At 63.1% G+C, this 19,856-nt stretch carries 19 protein-coding genes; 9 read left to right on the plus strand and 10 right to left on the minus strand.

What is annotated here, in order from left to right; all coding sequences use genetic code 11:
* Positions 1 to 239: 239 nt before the first annotated feature.
* Entirely contained in the window at positions 240 to 1,604 is a 1,365-nt protein-coding gene (locus tag ABSY17_RS21005; protein ID WP_378944999.1) for a leucyl aminopeptidase family protein, read from the minus strand.
* Positions 1,605 to 1,736: 132 nt separating this feature from the next.
* On the opposite strand from ABSY17_RS21005, the gene ABSY17_RS21010 reads away from it, so the two are divergent.
* Positions 1,737 to 2,549, plus strand: coding sequence for a tetratricopeptide repeat protein (locus tag ABSY17_RS21010; protein WP_378945001.1), 813 nt, complete (start codon positions 1,737 to 1,739; stop codon positions 2,547 to 2,549).
* Positions 2,550 to 2,630: 81 nt separating this feature from the next.
* On the opposite strand, the gene ABSY17_RS21015 is transcribed toward ABSY17_RS21010, so the two are convergent.
* The 9 genes from ABSY17_RS21015 to ABSY17_RS21055 all read right to left on the minus strand — a co-directional run bounded on the left by ABSY17_RS21015 (position 2,631) and on the right by ABSY17_RS21055 (position 11,628).
* Positions 2,631 to 3,647 (minus strand): type II secretion system F family protein, encoded by a 1,017-nt coding sequence (locus ABSY17_RS21015; protein WP_378945004.1) that lies wholly within the window; start codon positions 3,645 to 3,647, stop codon positions 2,631 to 2,633.
* A 4-nt stretch (positions 3,648 to 3,651) separates the two neighbouring features.
* Positions 3,652 to 4,665 carry a type II secretion system F family protein gene (locus ABSY17_RS21020; protein ID WP_378945007.1) on the minus strand — a complete coding sequence of 338 codons (1,014 nt, stop codon included), beginning with the start codon at positions 4,663 to 4,665 and terminating at the stop codon, positions 3,652 to 3,654.
* Positions 4,666 to 4,708: 43 nt separating this feature from the next.
* Positions 4,709 to 6,202, minus strand: coding sequence for a CpaF family protein (locus ABSY17_RS21025; RefSeq protein WP_378945009.1), 1,494 nt, complete (start codon positions 6,200 to 6,202; stop codon positions 4,709 to 4,711).
* Between the two features lie 29 nt (positions 6,203 to 6,231).
* Positions 6,232 to 7,515 (minus strand): AAA family ATPase, encoded by a 1,284-nt coding sequence (locus ABSY17_RS21030; protein ID WP_378945012.1) that lies wholly within the window; start codon positions 7,513 to 7,515, stop codon positions 6,232 to 6,234.
* 26 nt (positions 7,516 to 7,541) lie between these two features.
* Positions 7,542 to 8,270: a CpaD family pilus assembly protein gene (locus ABSY17_RS21035; RefSeq protein ID WP_378945014.1), complete on the minus strand. Its 729-nt coding sequence runs from the start codon at positions 8,268 to 8,270 to the stop codon at positions 7,542 to 7,544.
* Between the two features lie 14 nt (positions 8,271 to 8,284).
* A complete protein-coding gene (locus ABSY17_RS21040) occupies positions 8,285 to 9,796 on the minus strand; it encodes a type II and III secretion system protein family protein (protein ID WP_378945017.1) in 1,512 nt (503 codons plus the stop codon).
* A complete protein-coding gene (gene cpaB / locus ABSY17_RS21045; protein ID WP_378945020.1) occupies positions 9,793 to 10,608 on the minus strand; it encodes a Flp pilus assembly protein CpaB in 816 nt (271 codons plus the stop codon). Before cpaB ends, ABSY17_RS21040 begins: the two co-directional genes overlap by 4 nt.
* Before the next feature lie 127 nt (positions 10,609 to 10,735).
* Positions 10,736 to 11,257: a prepilin peptidase gene (locus ABSY17_RS21050; RefSeq protein WP_378945023.1), complete on the minus strand. Its 522-nt coding sequence runs from the start codon at positions 11,255 to 11,257 to the stop codon at positions 10,736 to 10,738.
* A gap of 161 nt (positions 11,258 to 11,418) precedes the next feature.
* Entirely contained in the window at positions 11,419 to 11,628 is a 210-nt protein-coding gene (locus tag ABSY17_RS21055; protein WP_378945025.1) for a Flp family type IVb pilin, read from the minus strand.
* 416 nt (positions 11,629 to 12,044) lie between these two features.
* On the opposite strand from ABSY17_RS21055, the gene ABSY17_RS21060 reads away from it, so the two are divergent.
* From ABSY17_RS21060 to dnaA, 8 genes are all read left to right on the plus strand, one after another.
* Positions 12,045 to 12,416, plus strand: a complete 372-nt coding sequence (locus ABSY17_RS21060; protein WP_378945028.1) for a pilus assembly protein N-terminal domain-containing protein — start codon at positions 12,045 to 12,047, stop codon at positions 12,414 to 12,416.
* 133 nt (positions 12,417 to 12,549) lie between these two features.
* On the plus strand, positions 12,550 to 13,125 hold the full coding sequence (locus tag ABSY17_RS21065; RefSeq protein WP_378945031.1) for a TadE/TadG family type IV pilus assembly protein: 576 nt from the start codon (positions 12,550 to 12,552) through the stop codon (positions 13,123 to 13,125).
* Between the two features lie 153 nt (positions 13,126 to 13,278).
* The gene (locus tag ABSY17_RS21070) at positions 13,279 to 13,797 is read left to right on the plus strand and encodes a pilus assembly protein (protein ID WP_378945033.1); all 519 of its coding nucleotides are present in this window, start codon (positions 13,279 to 13,281) and stop codon (positions 13,795 to 13,797) included.
* A gap of 117 nt (positions 13,798 to 13,914) precedes the next feature.
* On the plus strand, positions 13,915 to 15,153 hold the full coding sequence (locus tag ABSY17_RS21075; protein WP_378945036.1) for a phosphopentomutase: 1,239 nt from the start codon (positions 13,915 to 13,917) through the stop codon (positions 15,151 to 15,153).
* Positions 15,146 to 16,036: a bifunctional DNA-formamidopyrimidine glycosylase/DNA-(apurinic or apyrimidinic site) lyase gene (gene mutM / locus ABSY17_RS21080; protein ID WP_378945038.1), complete on the plus strand. Its 891-nt coding sequence runs from the start codon at positions 15,146 to 15,148 to the stop codon at positions 16,034 to 16,036. Before ABSY17_RS21075 ends, mutM begins: the two co-directional genes overlap by 8 nt.
* 152 nt (positions 16,037 to 16,188) lie before the next feature.
* Positions 16,189 to 16,962, plus strand: coding sequence for an enoyl-CoA hydratase (locus ABSY17_RS21085; RefSeq protein ID WP_378945041.1), 774 nt, complete (start codon positions 16,189 to 16,191; stop codon positions 16,960 to 16,962).
* Between the two features lie 132 nt (positions 16,963 to 17,094).
* Positions 17,095 to 17,361 (plus strand): 30S ribosomal protein S20, encoded by a 267-nt coding sequence (gene rpsT, locus ABSY17_RS21090; protein ID WP_378945043.1) that lies wholly within the window; start codon positions 17,095 to 17,097, stop codon positions 17,359 to 17,361.
* An 827-nt stretch (positions 17,362 to 18,188) separates the two neighbouring features.
* On the plus strand, positions 18,189 to 19,721 hold the full coding sequence (gene dnaA / locus ABSY17_RS21095; RefSeq protein WP_378945045.1) for a chromosomal replication initiator protein DnaA: 1,533 nt from the start codon (positions 18,189 to 18,191) through the stop codon (positions 19,719 to 19,721).
* Positions 19,722 to 19,856 lie beyond the last annotated feature (135 nt).

The following is a 19,856-nucleotide window of genomic DNA, read 5'->3' on the forward strand; positions in this document are numbered from 1 at the left end:
CGGACGCTGGAGCGTAAAGGAAACTGCTTGTGCGTCCGTCATTCCCGACCTCATGAGCGAGTGAAACGAGCGGAGAGTGTCGGGAATCCATGCCGGAACGCAAAGGACATCAGAACCGGTGCAGAATTGGATTTGCCCCGGGATATCGGTGCCGCAGAGCCGCCCGCCAGGTCATTTCACTGGCGGGCCGCAAGTCCGTCGTGGCAGTGGCAAGCCCCAGAGGCGCCGTCGAAAGCCGATCAGCCGAAACGCGCCGAAATCACCTTCTCCAGGGTCCGGATCGCCTGCGCCTCGCCGCCGGCCGGGCCATGGGCGCGGTCGACCGGGTTCCAGGCGAAGATGTCGAAATGCGCCCAGGTCGCGGTGTTCTCGACGAAACGCTTGAGGAACAGCGCTGCGGTGATCGAACCGGCAAAGCCGTCGGTGGTGACGTTGTTCATGTCAGCGACCTTCGACGACAGCTTGGCATCGTATGGCGCCCAAAGCGGCATGCGCCAGATCGGATCCTCGACGGCACCGGATGCCGTGGTGAGTTCGGCCGCAAGCGCCTCGTCGTCGGTGTAGAAGGGCGGCAGGTCCGGCCCGAGCGCCACGCGCGCGGCCCCCGTCAGCGTCGCCATGTCGACGAGCATCGCCGGACGTTCCTCGTCGGCCAGGGCCAGCGCGTCAGCCAGCACCAAGCGACCCTCGGCGTCGGTGTTGCCGATCTCGACGGTGATGCCCTTGCGGCTCGTCAGCACGTCGCCCGGCCGAAACGCGTTGGCCGAAATCGAGTTCTCGACCGCCGGGATGAGTACGCGCAGGCGGACCTTGAGCTTCGCTGCCATGATCATCGAGGCGAGGCCAAGCACGTTTGCCGCGCCGCCCATGTCCTTCTTCATCAGCAGCATGGAACTCGGCGGCTTGATGTCGAGGCCGCCGGTGTCGAAGCACACGCCCTTGCCGACCAGCGTGATCTTGGGCGCGTCGAGTGGCCCCCACTGCATGTCGATCAGACGCGGCGCGTCGGCGGAAGCGCGGCCGACGGCATGGATCATCGGGAAATTGTGGGCGAGCAGGTCGTCGCCAACGGTCACGCGGACCTCCGCGCCATGCCGGCCGGCGAGTTGCCTGACCGCCGCCTCGAGCGCGGACGGACCCATGTCGTTGGTCGGCGTGTTGACGAGATCGCGAACCAGGAAGACCGCCTCGACGATACGCTTGACGCGGGCTGCGTCGACCCCGTCGGGCAGAACAAATCCGAGATCACGGCCCGGCTTCTTGCCGTAGCGGGTGAAGGCATAGCCGCCCAATGCTACGCCGAGTGCGGCAAGCTCAGGATGCGCCGGCTGGCCGGAGAAATGCCAGGTCCCTTCCGGCAGGTTGCGGGCGAGTGCGCCGAAGCCGAGACCGTTTTCGTTCTGGCCGGTGCCGAACAGGGCGCCGGCGACCTGCCCGTCCGCACCGGGGACAGCCAGAACCTTGCCCGCCTCGCCGGCAAAGCCGTTGGCACTGGCCCAGGCGAGGATGGCGGGCGCAAGACCTGCGCTTTCCAGCCCATCCTTGGCGACGAGATGGATCGGCTTGGCTCCGGCTGGTTTGTTGTCGAGCAGTTCGACCGGCATTTCGACTTCCTTCAGTCTCGGACGGGGCGTCTTGTGCGGGCGCTCTTAACCATCCGTTAGGGTTAACAGAATATTTCTCCAAAGCGGGAAGATGGCCAGCAAACGGCCACGACGAATGGAGACCTTCCTCCGATGTTGACCAATCGCTCGATGAACGCAACGGGAAAACGCCTTGCGAGAGCGGCTTTCGTGACGCTGCTGATGGCCGGCGTTGCCGGCTGCAACACCAGCAAGGAGACCACCGGCTCCATCTCGCGCGCCGGACAGGCGAGCGAGGCGATGTCGGCGAGCGATTTGCAGGGCAGCACGGATGCGCTCGGCCGCAAATATGCCAGCGACCCGAACAACAAGCCCGTGGCCCTGCAATACGCTTCGGCCCTGCAGATGAAGGGCCAGAACGACCAGTCGCTGGCTGTCATGCGCAAGCTCGCCATCGGCTATCCCAAGGATCGCGACGTGCTTGCCGCCTATGGCAAGGCGCTTGCCGCCTCCGGTGAGTTGAAGCCGGCGCTGGATGCCGTGCGGCGAGCCCAGACGCCGGAATATCCCGACTGGCGGCTGGTCTCCGCCGAAGCGGCCATACTCGACCAGCTCGGCCAGACTCAGGACGCGCGCGGCCTCTACCGCAAGGCGCTCGATCTCAAGCCGAACGAGCCTACGGTGCTGTCCAATCTCGGCATGTCCTATGTGCTCGAAGGCGACCTGAAATCGGCCGAGACCTATCTCCGCTCGGCCGCTTCGCAGCCGGGCGCCGACAGCCGCGTGCGGCAGAACCTGGCGCTCGCCGTCGGCCTGCAGGGGCGCTTCGACGAAGCCGAGCAGATCGCCCGCCAAGAGCTTTCGCCCGAACAGGCGCAGGCCAATGTCGCTTATCTCAGAGGCATGCTGTCCCAGCAAAACGCCTGGAACCAGATCAAGGCCGAGGGCAAGTCGGCCAAAAACTGACGCCAACCGACAGCAGATACAGCAAAGCCGCGTCAGTTGACGCGGCTTTCTTTCGTTCCAGGGCCGAGCAATCGGACTGCGCTATTCGCTGCTCGACTGTTGCTTGTCGCCGAACAGCCCGTTCGAGCTGATCTGGATCCCGGCCGGGCCGAGGATGATCGCAAACAGCACCGGCAGGAAGAACAGAATCATTGGCACGGTGAGCTTGGGCGGCAGGGCCGCGGCCTTCTTCTCGGCCGCGTTCATGCGCATGTCGCGGCTTTCGCTGGCCAGCACGCGCAACGCTTGGGCGACGGGCGTACCGTAACGCTCGGCCTGGATCAGCGCCTGGGTAACCGACTTGACCGATTCGAGGCCGGTACGCGCGGCAAGGTTCTCATAGGCCTGGCGGCGTTCGGTGAGATAGGAAAGCTCGGCATTGGTCAGCACGAACTCTTCGGCGAGGTCGACGGATTGCGAGCCGATTTCGTCGGCGACCTTGCGAAGCGCGGCCTCTACCGACATGCCGGACTCGACGCAGATCAGCATCAGGTCGAGCGCATCCGGCCAAGCCGTCTGGATCGATTGCTTGCGCTTGGTGGCGCGGTTGGAAACGTAGAGCACCGGCAGGTAGAAGCCCACATAGGCGCCGATGATGCAGGCGAAGACCTTCATGAAGAACGGTTGCTCCGCAAGGCCGCCCAGCACGAACACGTAGACTGCAGCCAGCACCAGGCCGACCAAGGGCAGCACGAGACGGAAGAACAGGAAACGCGTCAGCGGGTTCTGGCCGCGAAATCCGGCAACCTTCAGCTTGTTGAGCGTGCCCTCGTCGACGAGCGCCCGGCGCAGGTCAAGCCGCTCGACAATGTTGCGCATGCCGACTGATTGCTGCTCGCGCAGCCCGCGCTGGCGCCTGTCGCTTTCCGCTGCCAGGCGCATGCGCTGCTTGGCACGCAGTTCATCGCGTTCGAGCGCCACCGACTTCATCCGCGACTTGAGAGGATTGCCGATCAGCGACGGCATAGCGGTGAAGACCGTGGCGAAGACGGCGATGCCGACCAGAAGCGCAATCAGGAAGGACGGGTCGGTCAGTGCCTTGACGACTTGATCGGACATGTCACTAGACCTCGAAATTCATCATCTTGCGCATCACGAAGATGCCGATCGACATCCAGACTCCCGAAATGCCGAGGATCAGGTTGCCGGTGCTCGTGGTGAACAGCGGCATGATGTAGGTGGGGCTCGATATGTAGACCAGAAAGGCAACGATGATCGGCAGCGCACCGATGATGGCGGCCGACGCCTTGGCTTCCATCGATAGCGCCTGGACCTTGGCCTTCATCTTCTTGCGGTCGCGCAGCACGCGCGACAGGTTGCCGAGCGCCTCGGAAAGGTTGCCGCCGGCCTGGCTCTGGATCTGGATGACGATGCCAAAGAAACCCGCCTCCGGACACGGCATCGTCTCGGTCATGCGCAGGGCGGCATCGGGAATGGAAATTCCAAGCTGCTGGGCCTCGACCATGCGGCGGAACTCGCTACGCACCGGCTCGGGCGATTCCGAAGCGATCAGCCGGATGCCGTCATTCAGCGGCAATCCGGACTTGACCGCGCGCACGATGATGTCGAGTGCATTGGGAAATTCGTTGAGGAATTGCTTGACGCGACGGCCGCGGCGGAAGCCGACGAACCAGCGCGGCAGGCCGACGGTGCCCGCAAGAAGCGCACCGGGCAGCAGGATCAGCGGTGCGCCGACCATGAAGATCAACAGCGTCGTGGCCAAGCCGCAGATCACCGAATAGACATAGAAACGCTCGATGCTGACCTGCAGCCCAGCCTGGCGGATCTGGACGCGCAGCGGAGGCTTCTTGATGTTGCGGTCCTTGGACTTCTGCTTCTCGTCGAGTTCCTTGAGCGAATCCTGCACCGACTTGCGGCGCTTGGTGACTTCAGCCACTCGATCCCGCGAAGCCTTGAGGAGCGCGCGATCCGTTTCGGTCTGCCGGATGGTCGACAGACGTCGCTCGGTATTGCTCTCGCTTTCCATCCGCTTGAACAGGAAGGCATAGGCCACCAAGCCGGCGCTGAGGCCGGCGAGAATGACGAAGAGCAGCATTGTGGCGTCGAGCCCGAACATGGCGCGCTAGATCCCCGCTTCTAGGATAGGTGCCTCTTGCATCTCAGTCGGCGCTCTTCTCCATGGCCTCGAGCGCGGTCGCGAGCCGCGCCTCTTCGCCATAGTAGCGGGCGCGATCCCAGAAATGCGGCCGGCCGATGCCGGTCGAGACATGGTGGCCGATCAGGCGGCCATTCTGGTCTTCGCCCTTGATGTTGTAGAGTACCAGGTCCTGGGTGATGATGACGTCGCCTTCCATGCCAATCACCTCAGTGATGTGGGTGATGCGGCGCGAACCGTCGCGCAGGCGCGCGGCCTGGACAATGACGTCGACCGAACCGACGATGATATCGCGCACGGTCTTCTGCGGCAGCGAAAAGCCGCCCATGGCGATCATCGCCTCCATGCGGTTGAGGCATTCGCGCGGGCTGTTGGAGTGGATGGTGCCCATCGAACCGTCGTGGCCGGTGTTCATCGCCTGCAACAGGTCGAACACTTCCGGTCCGCGCACCTCGCCGACGATGATGCGTTCGGGGCGCATGCGCAGGCAGTTCTTGACGAGGTCGCGCATCGTTACCTCGCCCTCGCCTTCGAGATTGGCAGGGCGCGTTTCCAGCCGAACGACATGCGGCTGCTGCAGCTGCAGCTCGGCCGAGTCCTCGCAGGTGATGATGCGTTCGTCGCGGTCGATGTAGTTGGTCAGGCAGTTGAGCAATGTCGTCTTGCCCGAGCCCGTGCCGCCGGAGATGACGACATTGCAGCGGACGCGACCGATGATCTTGAGCACTTCGGCGCCGTGCGGGGAAATGGCGCCGAACTTGACGAGCTGGTCGAGCGTCAGCTTGTCCTTCTTGAACTTGCGGATGGTGAGCGCGGTGCCATCGATCGACAGCGGCGGCGCAATCACGTTGACGCGGGAGCCGTCGGGCAGGCGCGCGTCGCAGATCGGCGAGGATTCATCGACGCGACGGCCGACCTGGCTGACGATGCGCTGGCAGATGTTGAGCAACTGCTGGTTGTCGCGAAAGCGGATGCCGGTCTGCTCGACTTTGCCGTTGACCTCGATGTAGACGTTCTTGGCGCCGTTGACCATGATGTCGGCGATATCGTCGCGGGCGAGCAAGGGCTCCAGCGGACCATAGCCAAGCACGTCGTTGCAGATGTCCTCGAGCAGTTCCTCCTGCTCGGCAATGGACATCGCGAAATTCTTGATCGCGATGATATCGTTGACGATATCGCGGATTTCCTCGCGCGCACTGTCGGGATCGAGCTTGGCGAGCTGCGACAGGTCGATGGTGTCGATCAGCGCCGAAAATACCTGGCTCTTGGTGTCGTAGTAGCTTTCGCTACGCTCGCGCTGCGCCTTGCGTGGTTCGGGCGCAAAGGATTGCGCCTCGGCGGCGCGACGTGGCGCAGCAGCGGGCGCAGCCGGCGACGTCGCCGAGGGACGCTGTGCAACCAGCGTATCAGCGGACGGTGTTGCGGGCGCCTGTGTCGCAAGCGGACGGAAGCCGGGCACCGAACGGTTGCCGTCGTCACTGCCTCTCTTGCCAAACATGATCGACTAACACCTCCGCCGCTTGGGCATCACTTCTTGCGGGCCTTCAGCCGGGCGAGAACTCCGCCCAGCCCAGACTGCTTCTTGGCCTTGGCTTCAGACCTTCCGGTGAGGATATGGGCAACATCGTTGATCGTCTGGACGACCGGATTCTTCGCGTCCATCTCGCCGAGCATGCGTCCGTTGTTGGCGGCATTGCCGAACAGCAGTGGATCGAACGGAATGACCGATATCGGCGTGATCCCGAGGGGCTCGGCGAAATCGGCGGCCGCGATCTCGGGACGCTTGGGCACGCCGGCCTGGTTGAGGATCAGCCTCGGCGGCGGATCGTTGGGCCTGAGCCGCTTGAGCATGTCGACCAGGTTCTTGGTGTTGCGCAGATTGGCGAGTTCCGGCGTCGCGGTGATGACCACTTCGTCGGCCCGGGTCAACGTGTTCTTGCTCCAGCCGCTCCAGATGTGAGGCACGTCGAGCACCAGCAACGGCGTGGTGCGCTGGGCTGTGTCGATGATCTGGGCGAAGGCTTCGGGATCGAAATCGTAGACGCGTTCCAGTGTCGAAGGGGCGGCCAGCAAGGACAGATGTTCGGCGCACTGGGCGAGCAGGCGATCGAGGTAGACCTCGTCGACACGTTCCGGCGCGAACACCGCCTCGGCGATGCCCTGGGCCGGATCCTGGTCAAAGTTGATGTTTGCCGTACCGAAGGCCAGGTCCATGTCGGCGACTACGACCTCGGACTTGAACAGCTGCGACATGCTCCAGGCGACATTGTGCGCGATGGTCGATGACCCGACGCCGCCCTTGGCTCCGACAAATGCAATCGAACGGCCGATCGGCTCGGCTTCGGGATCGATGAAGATCGAGGAGATGACGCTGACAATGTCGGCGGCCGAGACCGGTGCCACGACATATTCCGAAATGCCGGAACGGATGAGTTCGCGATAGAGCGCGACATCGTTGTAGTGGCCAATGACCACGACCTTGGAGGTCGGATCGCAGAATTCCGACAGCTCGTGCAGCGCTTCCAGCAGGCCCTTGGGCTCGCGGCGCGATTCCAGGATGATCAGATTGGGCGTCGGCGCACCGCGATAGACCTCGATCGCCGTCTCGACGCCGCCCATATGGAGTTGGAGGTGCGCCTTGGCCATGCGGCGGTCTTCGCCCGCGTGGCCGATCGGACCGGCGACGCTGTCGGTCTCGCAAAAGGCCTGAATCGAGATGCGCGGCACTGGCCTCAGCGCCTGCATCACAGCCATGTCCTGCGGCGAAAGCTCGCCGTTATCAGGCTGGGAATCGTAGGCCAGGTTGTTCATGTCCACGTGCTCCACAGTACAGTCGATCAGTAGTTGACTTCCGTTCGCGGGGTCGGCGAAAAGAATGGAACATTTCGATAGCCGTCGATGATGACCGAGCGCCGCTCAGCATCGATGGTCGTCTGCTTGCGCGGCCCCAGGAGATCGGCAGGATTGGCCAGCTGTGCGGCAAGATTGTTCTGATAAGAGCAACCGAAATTGGCGTAGTGCTTGTTTTCGGCGGTGTTGAGCATGTCTTCCGGCCAGCGGCCGCAGCGATCGGTCTGCGCACGCATGGCGGTGTAGACGGCACGAATGGGCGACGGCGCGTCGGGATATGCCGCCTGATAGCGGGCAATGGAAATGCGGCCCGACGGCACCCCGTTCTTGACCGCGACGCGCATCAGTTCCCTCGCGGCTTCGCTGGCGGCGACATCGTTGGAGGCGCCGGCAGGTACGAGAATGGTCAGGACCGGAGTCGTCTGGCGGTCATATTCGCTGAGAAACCCGGCAAACGTGTCCTTTTCACCCTTGGAAATGCCGCGGGCGTTGTTACCGACCGGAAGATCGATGACCTGGTTCTGCTCGGCGATGACTATCGGGTGATTGGTGCGGTAGTCGTCGGGAATGGCACCCACGGTGATGCTGTCGCGGTTGGTGGCGCAACCGGCAAGCAGCGCAACCCCGGCGACCGCCAGAAGCAAAGTGAAGATGCGCGACTTTCCCCGTCTGGCGGTACCGGCGATCGGTGTGGCGCTGAAAACTGCCTGAGACATGCCCCTATCCCCGCTCACTTGTAGATGAAGCCGACGACGCCATGGTAGCGTCCGACGGGCCTGTCGGTTTGCATGGTGCCGTAGACGCGGTTGACGCGGCCAAGGAACATGCCGGCGCCGTCGCTGGCGGCGTTGAAGTTGTCGTCCGGCCGGGCCAGGTCGTTGCGCGCCACCGGGCGGGCCAGGTAGGGCGTGACGATGATGACCAGCTCGGACTCGTTGCGGACGAAGTCGCGGCTGCGAAACAGCGTGCCGAGAACCGGAATCTTGGACAGGCCGGGCAGCCCGTCGATGGCCTGGCGAATGTCGTCGCGGACAAGGCCGGCGATCATCATCGAGCCACCCGAAGGCAGTTCGACGGTCGTGTCGGCCAGGCGCTTGCGGATCGACAGCGCGTTCATGCCCGGATTGTTGAAGCGGCGACCGCGTTGGAACCCGCCCGAAAGGCTAACCGACCCTTCCATGGTCGGCTCGGAGACCGCGGTCCTGATCTTGAGGCTGATGCGCCCGGGCGAAAGCACGACCGGCTGGAACTCCAGGCCGATGCCGTATTCGATCACCTGAATGTCATATTTGTTGCCGTCCTGGTTTGTCACCAGGTTGTACTCGCCACCAACCTTGAAGGTCGCCTTTTCGCCCGAGACAGCGGTGAGCGTCGGTTCGGCGAGCGTCTTCATGACACCGGCCTGCTCCATGGCATTGACATAGGCATCGAGCATCGAGGTGCCGATCGACAACTGCGAGGCGCTGAGCGGCTTGCCCAGACCGGGAATGCTGTCGCTGATCGCGCCCCAGCTGATGCCGTTGGAGTCGCCGGTGCCGATCATGTTGACGCCGAGCTGCTTCATCACCGTGCGGCTGACTTCGGCCACGGTGACCTTCAGCATGACCTGATCCTCGCCGACGATCTGCAGCAGGTTGACGATCCGGCTCTTCTGGCGCTCCTGGTCGGGGTTGTTGATGTCGACACCGCCGCTGTCGGAGCCGCCCGTCGCGGTCTGCGAGTACTGGCCGGTCGTCGCCTCGCCGCCGGTGACGAAGATCGTCGCCAGGTCGACCGCGCGCTTGGCGTCGAGCGGTGTGTCGACCGTGCCGGTGAGCACGACGTTGTCGTTGATCAGCTCGACCTTGATCTGCGAATTGGGAATGAAGCGCTTGATGTAGTCCTCGAGGCCGGCAACATCACGTTCCACGGCAAGGTCGAGGCTGACGATCTGCTCGCCATTGGGCCCGAAGACGAAGATGTTGGTCTGGCCGACCGACTTGCCGAACAGATAGATGCGGCGCGACGTGCGGGTGACCGCATCGGCGACGGCGGGATTGGCGACCAAGATATCGTAGGCATCGGCCGGCAGGTCGACGACCACCGACTTGTTGAGCCCGAGCTTGACGCGCTGGCTGCTGGAATTGTTGCCGACCCGCGCCGATGCGGCTTCGGCAGGAGACTGGCCCGCCAGCACTGGTTCGATCACCAGCATGCCCAGAGCGATTGCGGCAGTGGTCAAAAGGCTGATGCTTGGCCTCATTTCCTTGCTCCCGATTCGGAAATCTCGCCAGACTTGATGAGGCGCACCGTGCCGCGCTTGCCGCTGCCCGAAACGAGATAGTCGGCTTCGGCGAGATTGCTCTCCTGAGCGTCGGCGACCGAACGCAAAGCCAGCGTCAGCCGATCCGCCATCTGCTGAGCGACCGTGATGATCTCGGCCTGCTGCGAGGTCAGTTCCAGCGTCGCGGTGTTGCCGACCTTGACCTTCTTGCCTTCCTCGTCCTCCTGGATCGTCTGGTCGATGGCCAGCACCCGGATGTTCTTGAGGATGGTTTCGGTGGTGAAGCCGCTGCCCGATTTCGCGGCATCGGAGCGGCGGGTCATGATCACGTCGACATAGTCGTTGGGCAGGATGAAGCCGCCGGCCGAGGTGTCGGCGGAAATGGCGGTTGCCACAGCGCGCTTGCCGGAAGCCAGCACCGAGGACATGAAGCTCTGACCCTCGCCGACCAGCTTCGACTTGCGCAGCGGCTCGCCGCTGTACATGGCAAGGCGCGCAACCGAGCTCTTGAATTTCTCAAGCGCCTCGGGCTCGGCGCTGCGGGTGATGAAATTCGCGTTGACCGCATCGCTCGGCCAAGCCTGCCAGCCGATATTGTTTTCGACCACGGCACCCATCGGCACGTCGCCGGTCAGCGCCAGGACCTCGGTCGTGGCGAGCTGCGGCTGCTGCGGTCCGGATTCGACAATGACCTCCGCCGGGGGCGGAGCAGACATGTTCTTGGCGACATAGCCAGCGCCACCCGCGGCGGCGACCGCCACGCCGAGTATCATCAGTCGCGATGTTGCCATTGTCCGAACCTCGCCCTGGAAAATCCATCAAGCCGAGGCGGACTTTGCAGAAGCAATCGTCAACTTATGGTTAATGCAGTCCTTACGATCGTGATTAATTATCTCTTACGCATCTGCCACAGCGGTATCATTGCGCCGCAAGACGCTCGAGCGCCCAGACCATCAGGGGTGAACTCGGATAGGTGACGAGACCGCCGATGCCGAGCGCGATGCCATAGGGAACGCCGCCCGCGTCCTTGGAAAGATTGCGGAAGAACATGCGCTGACTGGTCACGTGAGACAGCGCGGAGGAACGGTAGGACAGGATAGCGAGCGTCAGGAACCCGCCAAAGGCCGCTGAAGTGAGAAGATATTGCATCAAGGGAATGCCGAAGCCCATCCACACACCGGTTGCGGCGATCAGCTTGGCGTCGCCGCCGCCCATGCCGCCAAAAGCGAAGAGGGCGAAGGTGACGCAAAGCAACAAGGCGCCGGCGGCGAGATGCATGCCGATGTCGGCCCAGGCCATGCCGGTGAGCGGGGCGACGACCATAAATACACCCAGAAGTAGCAATGAGACCCGATTGGCGATGGTCATCGACAATGCATCGGAGACCGCAGCAAAGACCATGCAGAAGGGAAATACGACAAAGATCAGCGCTTCAAGCATCGCGAAATATCCGTCACTCAGAACACCACAATAGCCTAGTCCGATGACGTTAATCTTAGATGAAGAGGCACAACAGCCTCATGACATCATCCGAAACAAGAAAAGGCTGCCCAAAGGCAGCCTTTTCGATCGTCTTGCCCAGTTAGGGCGTCGGCCGGCTATTACTGGGCGGGGGTGACGGGGGGGGTGCCGCCGGCCTTGCCGGAATCGGTGACCGTCTTAGCGACATCCTTGAACTTCTGGTCGAGTGCGCCGCCAAGCTGGCCGGCGCCGACGATGATGGCGACTGCGATGAGGGCGGCGATCAGACCGTATTCGATGGCGGTCGCGCCGGACTCGTCCTTCACAAAGCGTGCAATGAGATTGGACATTGGAGAGCTCCTTACTCCGTTTGTTACAGCACTTCCGTCAACATTTCTTTGTCGTCGATCGGATGACTGCAACCTAGCGGGGAGCTCTTTCAAACGACTTAAGAAACAGCCTTACCGAATCGTTTCAGTCCTCATCACGATTACGTGGTTAACCGCCAGCTAAAACAACAAGCCAATTTGATCGAAGCAAATCGGCCCGCCAACATGCCAGAATGCAAAGGTTTCGGCCGCGCAGACAAACGAAGCCCCTACCCCCCTCATCCTTCGGCTCCCTGGCCCCGCCGGTGCTTAACCGTTGGTTCACCAAAGTCGTTCATCTTCCATTGATCAGTCGTTACCGACAGCCGTCGAGGGGCATAGCCATGGCAAGGCCGAGAACATTCCTTTGGGGCGCGTGCGCAGTCGCAGCGTTGACGATGACCGCGGCTTCCGCCCACGCGGGCGCGGGCATAGAAGTGACGATGAACCAGGCCAAGATCGTGCGGCTGGCGCGCCCGGCCGATACCATCGTGGTCGGCAATTCGGCCATCGCCGACGCCTCGGTGCAGGACGCTTCCACGATCGTGCTCACGGGCAAGGGATTCGGCGTGACCAATCTCGTCGTGCTCGATGCGGATGGCGCGCCCATCGTCGACGAGCAGGTGACGGTCATCCGCCACGACGCCTCGTCGGTGCGGATCTACCGGCGCTCGGAAGTCCAGACCCTGTCGTGCACGCCCTATTGCGAGAGCTCCTACAAGAGCGATGCCGAGCGGATGTCCGAGAGCGAATTGAACCGGAGCCAGTAGAACGCGATCATTCCGTCGCGTCCGCCAAGGTTAGCGCCCGGTTAAGATAATCCGCGCAGTTTGGCCGTTCATTCAAACCGGACTTCAACAGCTTTGCGCTATTGTCCGCCCCAATATGAAAGGCGGTCGACCCATGAGTGACATAGCGACTGCAGTGCATAAACAACCCAACCGCGACGGACGAGGGCTTCTTGCCCGGTTCCGGCACGACCGAAGCGGCAGCACGGCGATCGAGTTCGTCATGCTGGCGATACCCTTCTCGTTGCTGGTCTTTGCGATCCTGGAGAGCTGCATCGCATTCGCCGGCCAGCAGTTGCTGGCCAATGCCGCCGACGATATCGCCCGCGAAATCCGCACCGGCCAACTCAAGGCCGCCGACGTCACCGAAATAAAGGTCAGGAAGAAGATCTGCGACAAGCTGGAGTTGCTGGTGGCCAAGGACTGCCCCGGGCTCATAGTTGACCTGCGCAGCTTTCCGACCTTCGCCGAAGCAGCCAAGCTGAGGATCAAGCTGACCACCGACAAGGAAATCGACACCACAGGCTTCGCCGTTGCGCCGGGCCAGTCGATGTCCAAGAACATGCTACGCGTCTTCTACCCCTGGCCTGTCATGACCGACTTCATGCGGGCCTCGATGTCGAATCTCAAAGACAACCGCACGCTGCAGTTCGCCACCGTGACCTGGCAGAACGAGCCGTTCAACGATTGATCGAAACCGCCGGCCCGATCAGCGCCGGCCCTGATGGGAAAACTTGCGATGTCGGCTTTGCCCGGAGCATTGTTGGTTCTGAAGCGATGGCAGGCCCACGCGCGCGCCCTGATTTCCGATCGGCGCGGCGTCGCGGCCGTGGAATTCGCGTTCATGGCCCCGCTGCTTTTTGCGCTCTATTTCGTCACCATGGAGGTCTCGCAGGCGATCGAGACCAACAAGAAGGTCCACCGCGTCGGCTCGATGGTCGGCGACCTCATCACCCAGCAACAGACAATCAACGCCACGGAAGTGGACGCGATCATGAAGATCGGCGAGTCTACCCTGCAGCCCTACAACCGCAGCGTCGGCACGATCATCGTCACCGCAATCGAGATCACGAACGACCAGACGCCAAAGGTGCAGGTGGCGTGGTCGCGCAAACTGGTCAACGGCACCGCCGTCAACGGTTTGCCCAAAGACACGGCGACCAGCGTGCCCGAAGCGCTCAAGATCAAGGGCACCTATCTGATCCGGGTCGAAAGCGATCTCGCCTACAAGCCCGTCATCACCTGGGTCGCCAAGGACAAGCCGGTGCTCGGCCTCGCCGCGGCCTTCGACGGCATCTCGATGTCCGAAACCTACCATCTGCGCCCGCGCATGAGCCCGACGATCCCCTGCACCGGTTGCTGAAGCGGATTCGCCCCGACTGGCGGGCCCGACCTCCGGGCTTGGCACGCGGATAATTGCCAAGATCGCGCACTGATCTTATGTCTGTGGCGAAATCCGCCAGCGGAGAGCCCAACATAGATGGCGCGTGCATTCCTGTTCGTCCTTGATTCCTTCGGCATCGGCGGCGCGGCAGACGCCGCGCGTTTCGGCGATGTCGGATCCGATACGTTCGGGCACATCGCTGCCGCCTGCGCCGAAGGCCGCGGCGACCGCGAGGGCCTGCGCAACGGTCCCTTGCAACTGCCGAACATGACGGCTCTCGGACTCGGCCGCGCAGCGAAGCTGGCATCAGGTGTGGAATTCGGCGACATGGCGGAGTTGATGGCCCACGCCTTTTTTGGTGCCGCGCAGGAAATATCGAGCGGCAAGGACACGCCCTCGGGTCACTGGGAAATCGCCGCCGTTCCGGTCACCTTCGACTGGGGCTATTTTCCGCTGACGGTGCCGGCGTTTCCGGCCACGCTGACCGAGGCCGTCATTCGCGAGGGCGAGGTGCCCGGGATTTTGGGCGACTGCCACGCCTCCGGCACCGAGATCATCGAGCGGCTCGGCGAGAAGCATGTGCGGAGCGGCAAGCCGATCTGCTACACCTCGACGGACTCGGTGCTCCAGATCGCCGCCCACGAGACGCATTTCGGGCTGGAGCGGCTCTACAGGCTCTGCGAGGTCGTGCGCCGGCTCGTCGACCCGCTCAACATCGGCCGCGTGATCGCTCGGCCCTTCGTCGGCGAGAGCAAGCAGACTTTCGAACGCACGCCCAACCGCCGCGACTATGCCACCCCGCCGCCCGAGCCAACCCTGCTCGACAGGTTGGCTGCGCGCGGCAGCAAGGTTATCGGAATCGGGAAGATCGGCGACATCTTTGCCCATCGCGGTGTCTCGGAAGTACGCAAGGGCGTCGGCAACATGGCGATGTTCGACAAGGCGCTCGGTGCCATGGAGGATGCCGGCGACGGCGACCTGGTGTTCGCCAATTTCGTCGATTTCGATAGCGAGTTCGGCCATCGCCGCGACGTACCGGGTTATGCGGCGGCGCTGGAGGCATTCGACCAGCGTGTTCCGGAAGCGCTGGCAAAGCTCCAGCCTGGCGATCTGATCATCTTCACAGCCGACCACGGCAACGACCCGACCTGGCGCGGCACCGACCATACGCGCGAACGCATTCCGGTGATCGGCATGGCTCCTGGCCTGGCCGGTGGCGCGATCGGCCTCAGGCCCACCTTTGCAGACATCGGCGAAACGGTGGCCGAACATCTGAGCCTTGCCCCCGGTCGCCACGGCACCTCCTTCCTCGCAACGATCGCCGCCGATGCCTGAGCTGCCCGAAGTTGAAACCGTCCGGCGCGGATTGCAGCCGGTTCTCGAAGGCGCTCGGATCGAGCGGGTCGAGACCCGCAGGCCCAATTTACGCTACCCCTTCCCCGAACGCTTTGGCGAACGGCTTGCCGGCCACCGGATCACCTCGCTCGGCCGCCGCGCCAAATATCTGATCGCCGACGTCGAAGACGCGCCGCTTTTGATCTGCCATCTCGGCATGTCGGGTTCCTTCCGCATCGAGACGGATGAGGATGGAACCACGCCCGGCGCCTTCCACCACGAGCGCTCGAAGTCGGAGAAGCACGACCACGTCGTCTTCCACGTCGCCACGGCGAAAGGCGAGCCGGCGCGGGTGGTGTTCAACGATCCCCGGCGCTTCGGCTTCATGCTGTTTGCCGAGCGCAACGGCGCTGAGCATCCGATGCTGTCAGGCCTCGGCGTCGAGCCGACGGGCAATGCGCTCGACGGCGAGTTGCTTGCCGGCCTGTTCCGCGACAAGAAAACCCCGCTCAAGGCGGCCCTGCTCGACCAGCGGCTGATCGCCGGGCTCGGCAACATCTACGTCTGCGAGGCGCTGTGGCGGGCGGGGCTGTCGCCGACGCGCGCCGCCGGCACCGTCGCCGTCGTCGGCAAGGTCGCACGCGAGCGGGCAGCACTGCTCGCCACCTCGATCCGCGAGGTGATCGCCGACGCCATTGCCGCCGGCGGCTCGTCATTGCGCGACTATGTCCACACCGACGGCTCGCTCGGCTACTTCCAGCATTCGTTTTCCGTCTACGATCGCGAGGGTGCCCCTTGCGCGCACAGCGGCTGTGCCGGCCATGTCGAGCGCATCGTGCAGAGCGGTCGCTCAACCTTCTATTGCCGCCAGTGCCAGCGGTAGTAGAGCGCCGCGCCTCCATTCGGACGCGCAAAGGATGCTCTACACCTTTAGTCTGCGCATCGTGCTTACCGAAAATCGATTCCGATTTTCGGGCCGATGCGCTAGAGCCTCATCGCATTCTGATTGCACTGCGAAACAGGGAGAGCAGCAAGATGGCCTATGAAACGATCATCGTGGAAACGCGCGGCAAGGTCGGGCTGATCACGCTCAACCGCCCGAAGGCGCTGAATGCGCTCAATTCGCAGGTGCTGGCCGAAATGCTTGCCGCGACGGCTGAATTTGAAGCCGACAACGCTATCGGCGCCATCGTCATCACCGGATCGGAAAAGGCCTTCGCCGCCGGCGCCGACATCAAGGAGATGCAGGCCAAGACCTATGTCGAAGCCTATCTCGAGGATTTCTTCTCCGGCTGGGAAGCGTTCACGCGCAACCGCAAGCCGATGATTGCGGCCGTCGCCGGCTACGCGCTGGGCGGCGGCTGCGAGCTCGCCATGATGTGTGACTTCATCATCGCCGCCGACACAGCCAAATTCGGCCAGCCCGAGATCACGCTCGGCGTCATGCCCGGCATGGGCGGCTCGCAGCGACTCACCCGCTTCGTCGGCAAGTCGAAGGCGATGGACATGTGCCTGACCGGCCGGATGATGGACGCAGCCGAAGCCGAGCGGTCCGGACTCGTCTCGCGCGTCGTTCCCGCCGCCGAACTGATGGAAGAGGCGATGAAGGCCGCCGGCAAGATCGCCGACTTCTCGCTTCCCGCGGTGATGATGTGCAAGGAGGCCGTCAACCGCTCCTACGAACTGACGCTGGCCGAAGGCCTGCGCTTCGAACGCCGCGTATTCCATTCGATGTTCGCGCTCGAAGACCAAAAGGAAGGCATGGCGGCCTTTGCCGAGAAAAGGCCTGCGGATTTCCGCAACCGCTGATCTGAATCGCGTTGACGGGCCCGGCAAGCTGGCCTATAAGCCGCACCAACCGAGGCGGCCTCCTGGGACGCCCGAGCAATTTTTGCGCTCCGCGGGATAAGCCGCCCGCGCACCAGAGATAAGAGAGGCACCATGGCCAACACCTCCTCGGCCAAGAAGGCAACGCGTAAGATCGCCCGCCGCGCGGCAATCAACAAGAACCGCCGGTCGCGCGTCCGCACCTATGTCCGCCAGGTCGAAGAGGCACTGGCCTCGGGCGACAAGGCGAAGGCCGAAGCCGCCTTCAACGCCGCCCAGCCGGAGTTGATGCGCGCCGCCACCAAGGGCGTGCTGCACAAGAACACCGCCTCGCGCAAGGTTTCGCGTCTGGCACAGCGGCTCAAGGCGCTCTCCGCCTAAGCCCTGCATACATCTGGATTTCTGATGAACCCGGCCTAACCAGCCGGGTTTTTCTTTTGCCTGCAAAGCTTTGGAAAAGCAGCTCCAAGTGCCGCTCAAACATGTCCTTGGGGTAACTTACCCTTTGCCGGCATATGGGGTTATTGCCCCAAGTACACCCGCAACAAGCAGCCTTCCCGGCGGACTCACCGTGGCAGAAATTCCCCTTTAGATTCATGGGGTTGCGCACGGTCATCCACAGCTTGTTCAAGTCGCCCGCGGGACTCGGGGGACAAGTTGGTGTCAAGCGGATTCTTTTAGATTCTTTTCCCGGCGCGCGCGGATTTTTTCGCTTTCCAAAAAAGAGTTTGAATCACAAAGGCTTTGGCGCTGCGAGGGGCTCGAACGGGCTTTGAATCCGGGCCGGAGCTAAGCAGATTCATAAAAAACGGTTTAGACTCGGCCTTGCCCTGTCCACAGCGTTTTTTGTAAGGTCTTTTTATCGAAGAGACGGGCACAGAGCCCTCTGCCAAGCCTTAAAAATCGGCGGCGTTCTCGGCGTGGATGGAATCCGCGATCGGGGGAGGCGTGTCCACTTCGACATATATTTGGGGCGTGTGGGGATACACGGCAATATGACTTCTTTGCGAGCTGGCGATTCCGCCGGCCGGCGAAGCATTTGCCAAAAAGCTCCCGGCTCTCTTCCCGGCCGCGCCGCAAGGCGCAAGGGGAAGGCGATCGGGGGCTCGCCGGAAACGGCCTGCATCCCAAAAATGATTATTCCGGCGGAGATGCGAGCGGCGCATCCCCGCACGGACAACGAGTACCGAAGGTTAGGGATTGCGAAAATGCAAAGCGGCATTGAAAGCGAAGCAAAGGCAGGCTTGCTTTTTACCGGTGAACTGATCGAAGGGACCAACGCGGCCGCAACCAGCGCCGCGGAGAAGAATTTTGACCGGGTAAAGACGCAGCTCCAGGTTCGCCTGGGCAGCGAGGTATTTTCGAGCTGGTTCGGCCGCATGAAGCTTGCGGAAGCATCGAAGGGCGTGGTGCGCCTTTCCGTGCCGACCGCCTTCCTGCGCTCCTGGATCAACAGCCACTATCTCGACTTGATTTCCGAGTTGTGGCGCCAGGAGCAGCCCGAGCTGCTGAAGCTCGAGATCATCATCCGCACGGCAACCCGCGCGGCACGCCCCGGCGTCGAGACCGAGGCTCCTGCCCTGCGCAAGCCGGTGCGCCAGGCGCAGACGACGCTTGCAACGAGCACTGTGGCCGCCGGCCGCGCCGAGCGCCCCGCCCCTGCCCGCAGCGGCACCGCCGACGCCGAGTTCAAGCAGAACGTGCTCGGCTCTCCGCTCGACCCGCGCTACACGTTCCAGTCCTTCGTAGAAGGTCCGTCGAACCGCGTGGCTCTGGCTGCCGCCCGTGCAGTGGCTGAACAGAACTCGCGCTTCAACCCGCTGTTCCTCCACGCTTCCGTCGGCCTCGGCAAGACGCACCTGCTGCAGGCCATCGCAGCCGAGTCGCTGCGCCAGAACCCGAAGGCGCGCGTGGTCTATTTGACCGCCGAATACTTCATGTGGCGCTTCGCCACCGCGATCCGCGACAACAATGCGCTCACCCTCAAGGAGCAGCTGCGCGACATCGACCTTCTGATCATCGACGACATGCAGTTCCTGCAGGGCAAGTCGATCCAGCACGAGTTCTGCCACCTCATCAACATGCTGCTCGACTCGGCCAAGCAGGTCGTCGTCGCCGCCGACCGTCCGCCAGCGGAGCTGGAATCGCTCGAACCGCGCGTGCGCTCGCGCCTCAACGGCGGCGTAGCGCTGGAAATGTCGGCGCCCGACTTCAGCATGCGTCTGGGCATGCTCAAGATGCGCTTCTCCGGCGCCAAGGGTGAAGATCCGAACCTGACCATGGACGAGGAAGTGCTCGCCCATGTCGCCCGCACCGTGACCGGCAGCGGCCGCGAGCTGGAAGGCGCCTTCAACCAGCTCGTCTTCCGCCAGTCCTTCGAGCCGCAGCTTTCAATCGAGCGCATCGATGAGATCCTCGGCCACATCTACCGCTCGGGCGAGCCCAAGCGCGTGCGCATCGAAGACATCCAGCGCATCGTCGCCCGCCACTACAACGTGTCGAAGACGGAGCTTCTGTCGAACCGGCGCACCCGCACCATCGTCAAGCCGCGCCAGATCGCCATGTATCTGTCGAAGGTGATGACGCCGCGCTCGCTGCCGGAGATCGGCCGGCGCTTCGGCGGCCGCGACCACACCACCGTGCTCCATGCCGTGCGAAAGATCGAGGACCTGTCGGGCGGCGACAACACGCTGGCGCAGGAGCTGGAGCTGTTGCGCAGGCTGATCAACGATCAGGCCTGACGGTTTGGCGGCAACGGCATGGGACCTGAGCCCGCCACTTATCCCCAGAACGCCCGCGCAACTGCCTCAAACGGCTGCGCGGGCTTGCCTTTCGGGCCTTTTTGCTGTCAGACTCGGGCCCATTCCGATCGTGTT

Origin of the sequence: Mesorhizobium sp. ANAO-SY3R2 (assembly GCF_042466635.1) — a bacterium.
Classification (GTDB): domain Bacteria; phylum Pseudomonadota; class Alphaproteobacteria; order Rhizobiales; family Rhizobiaceae; genus Aminobacter.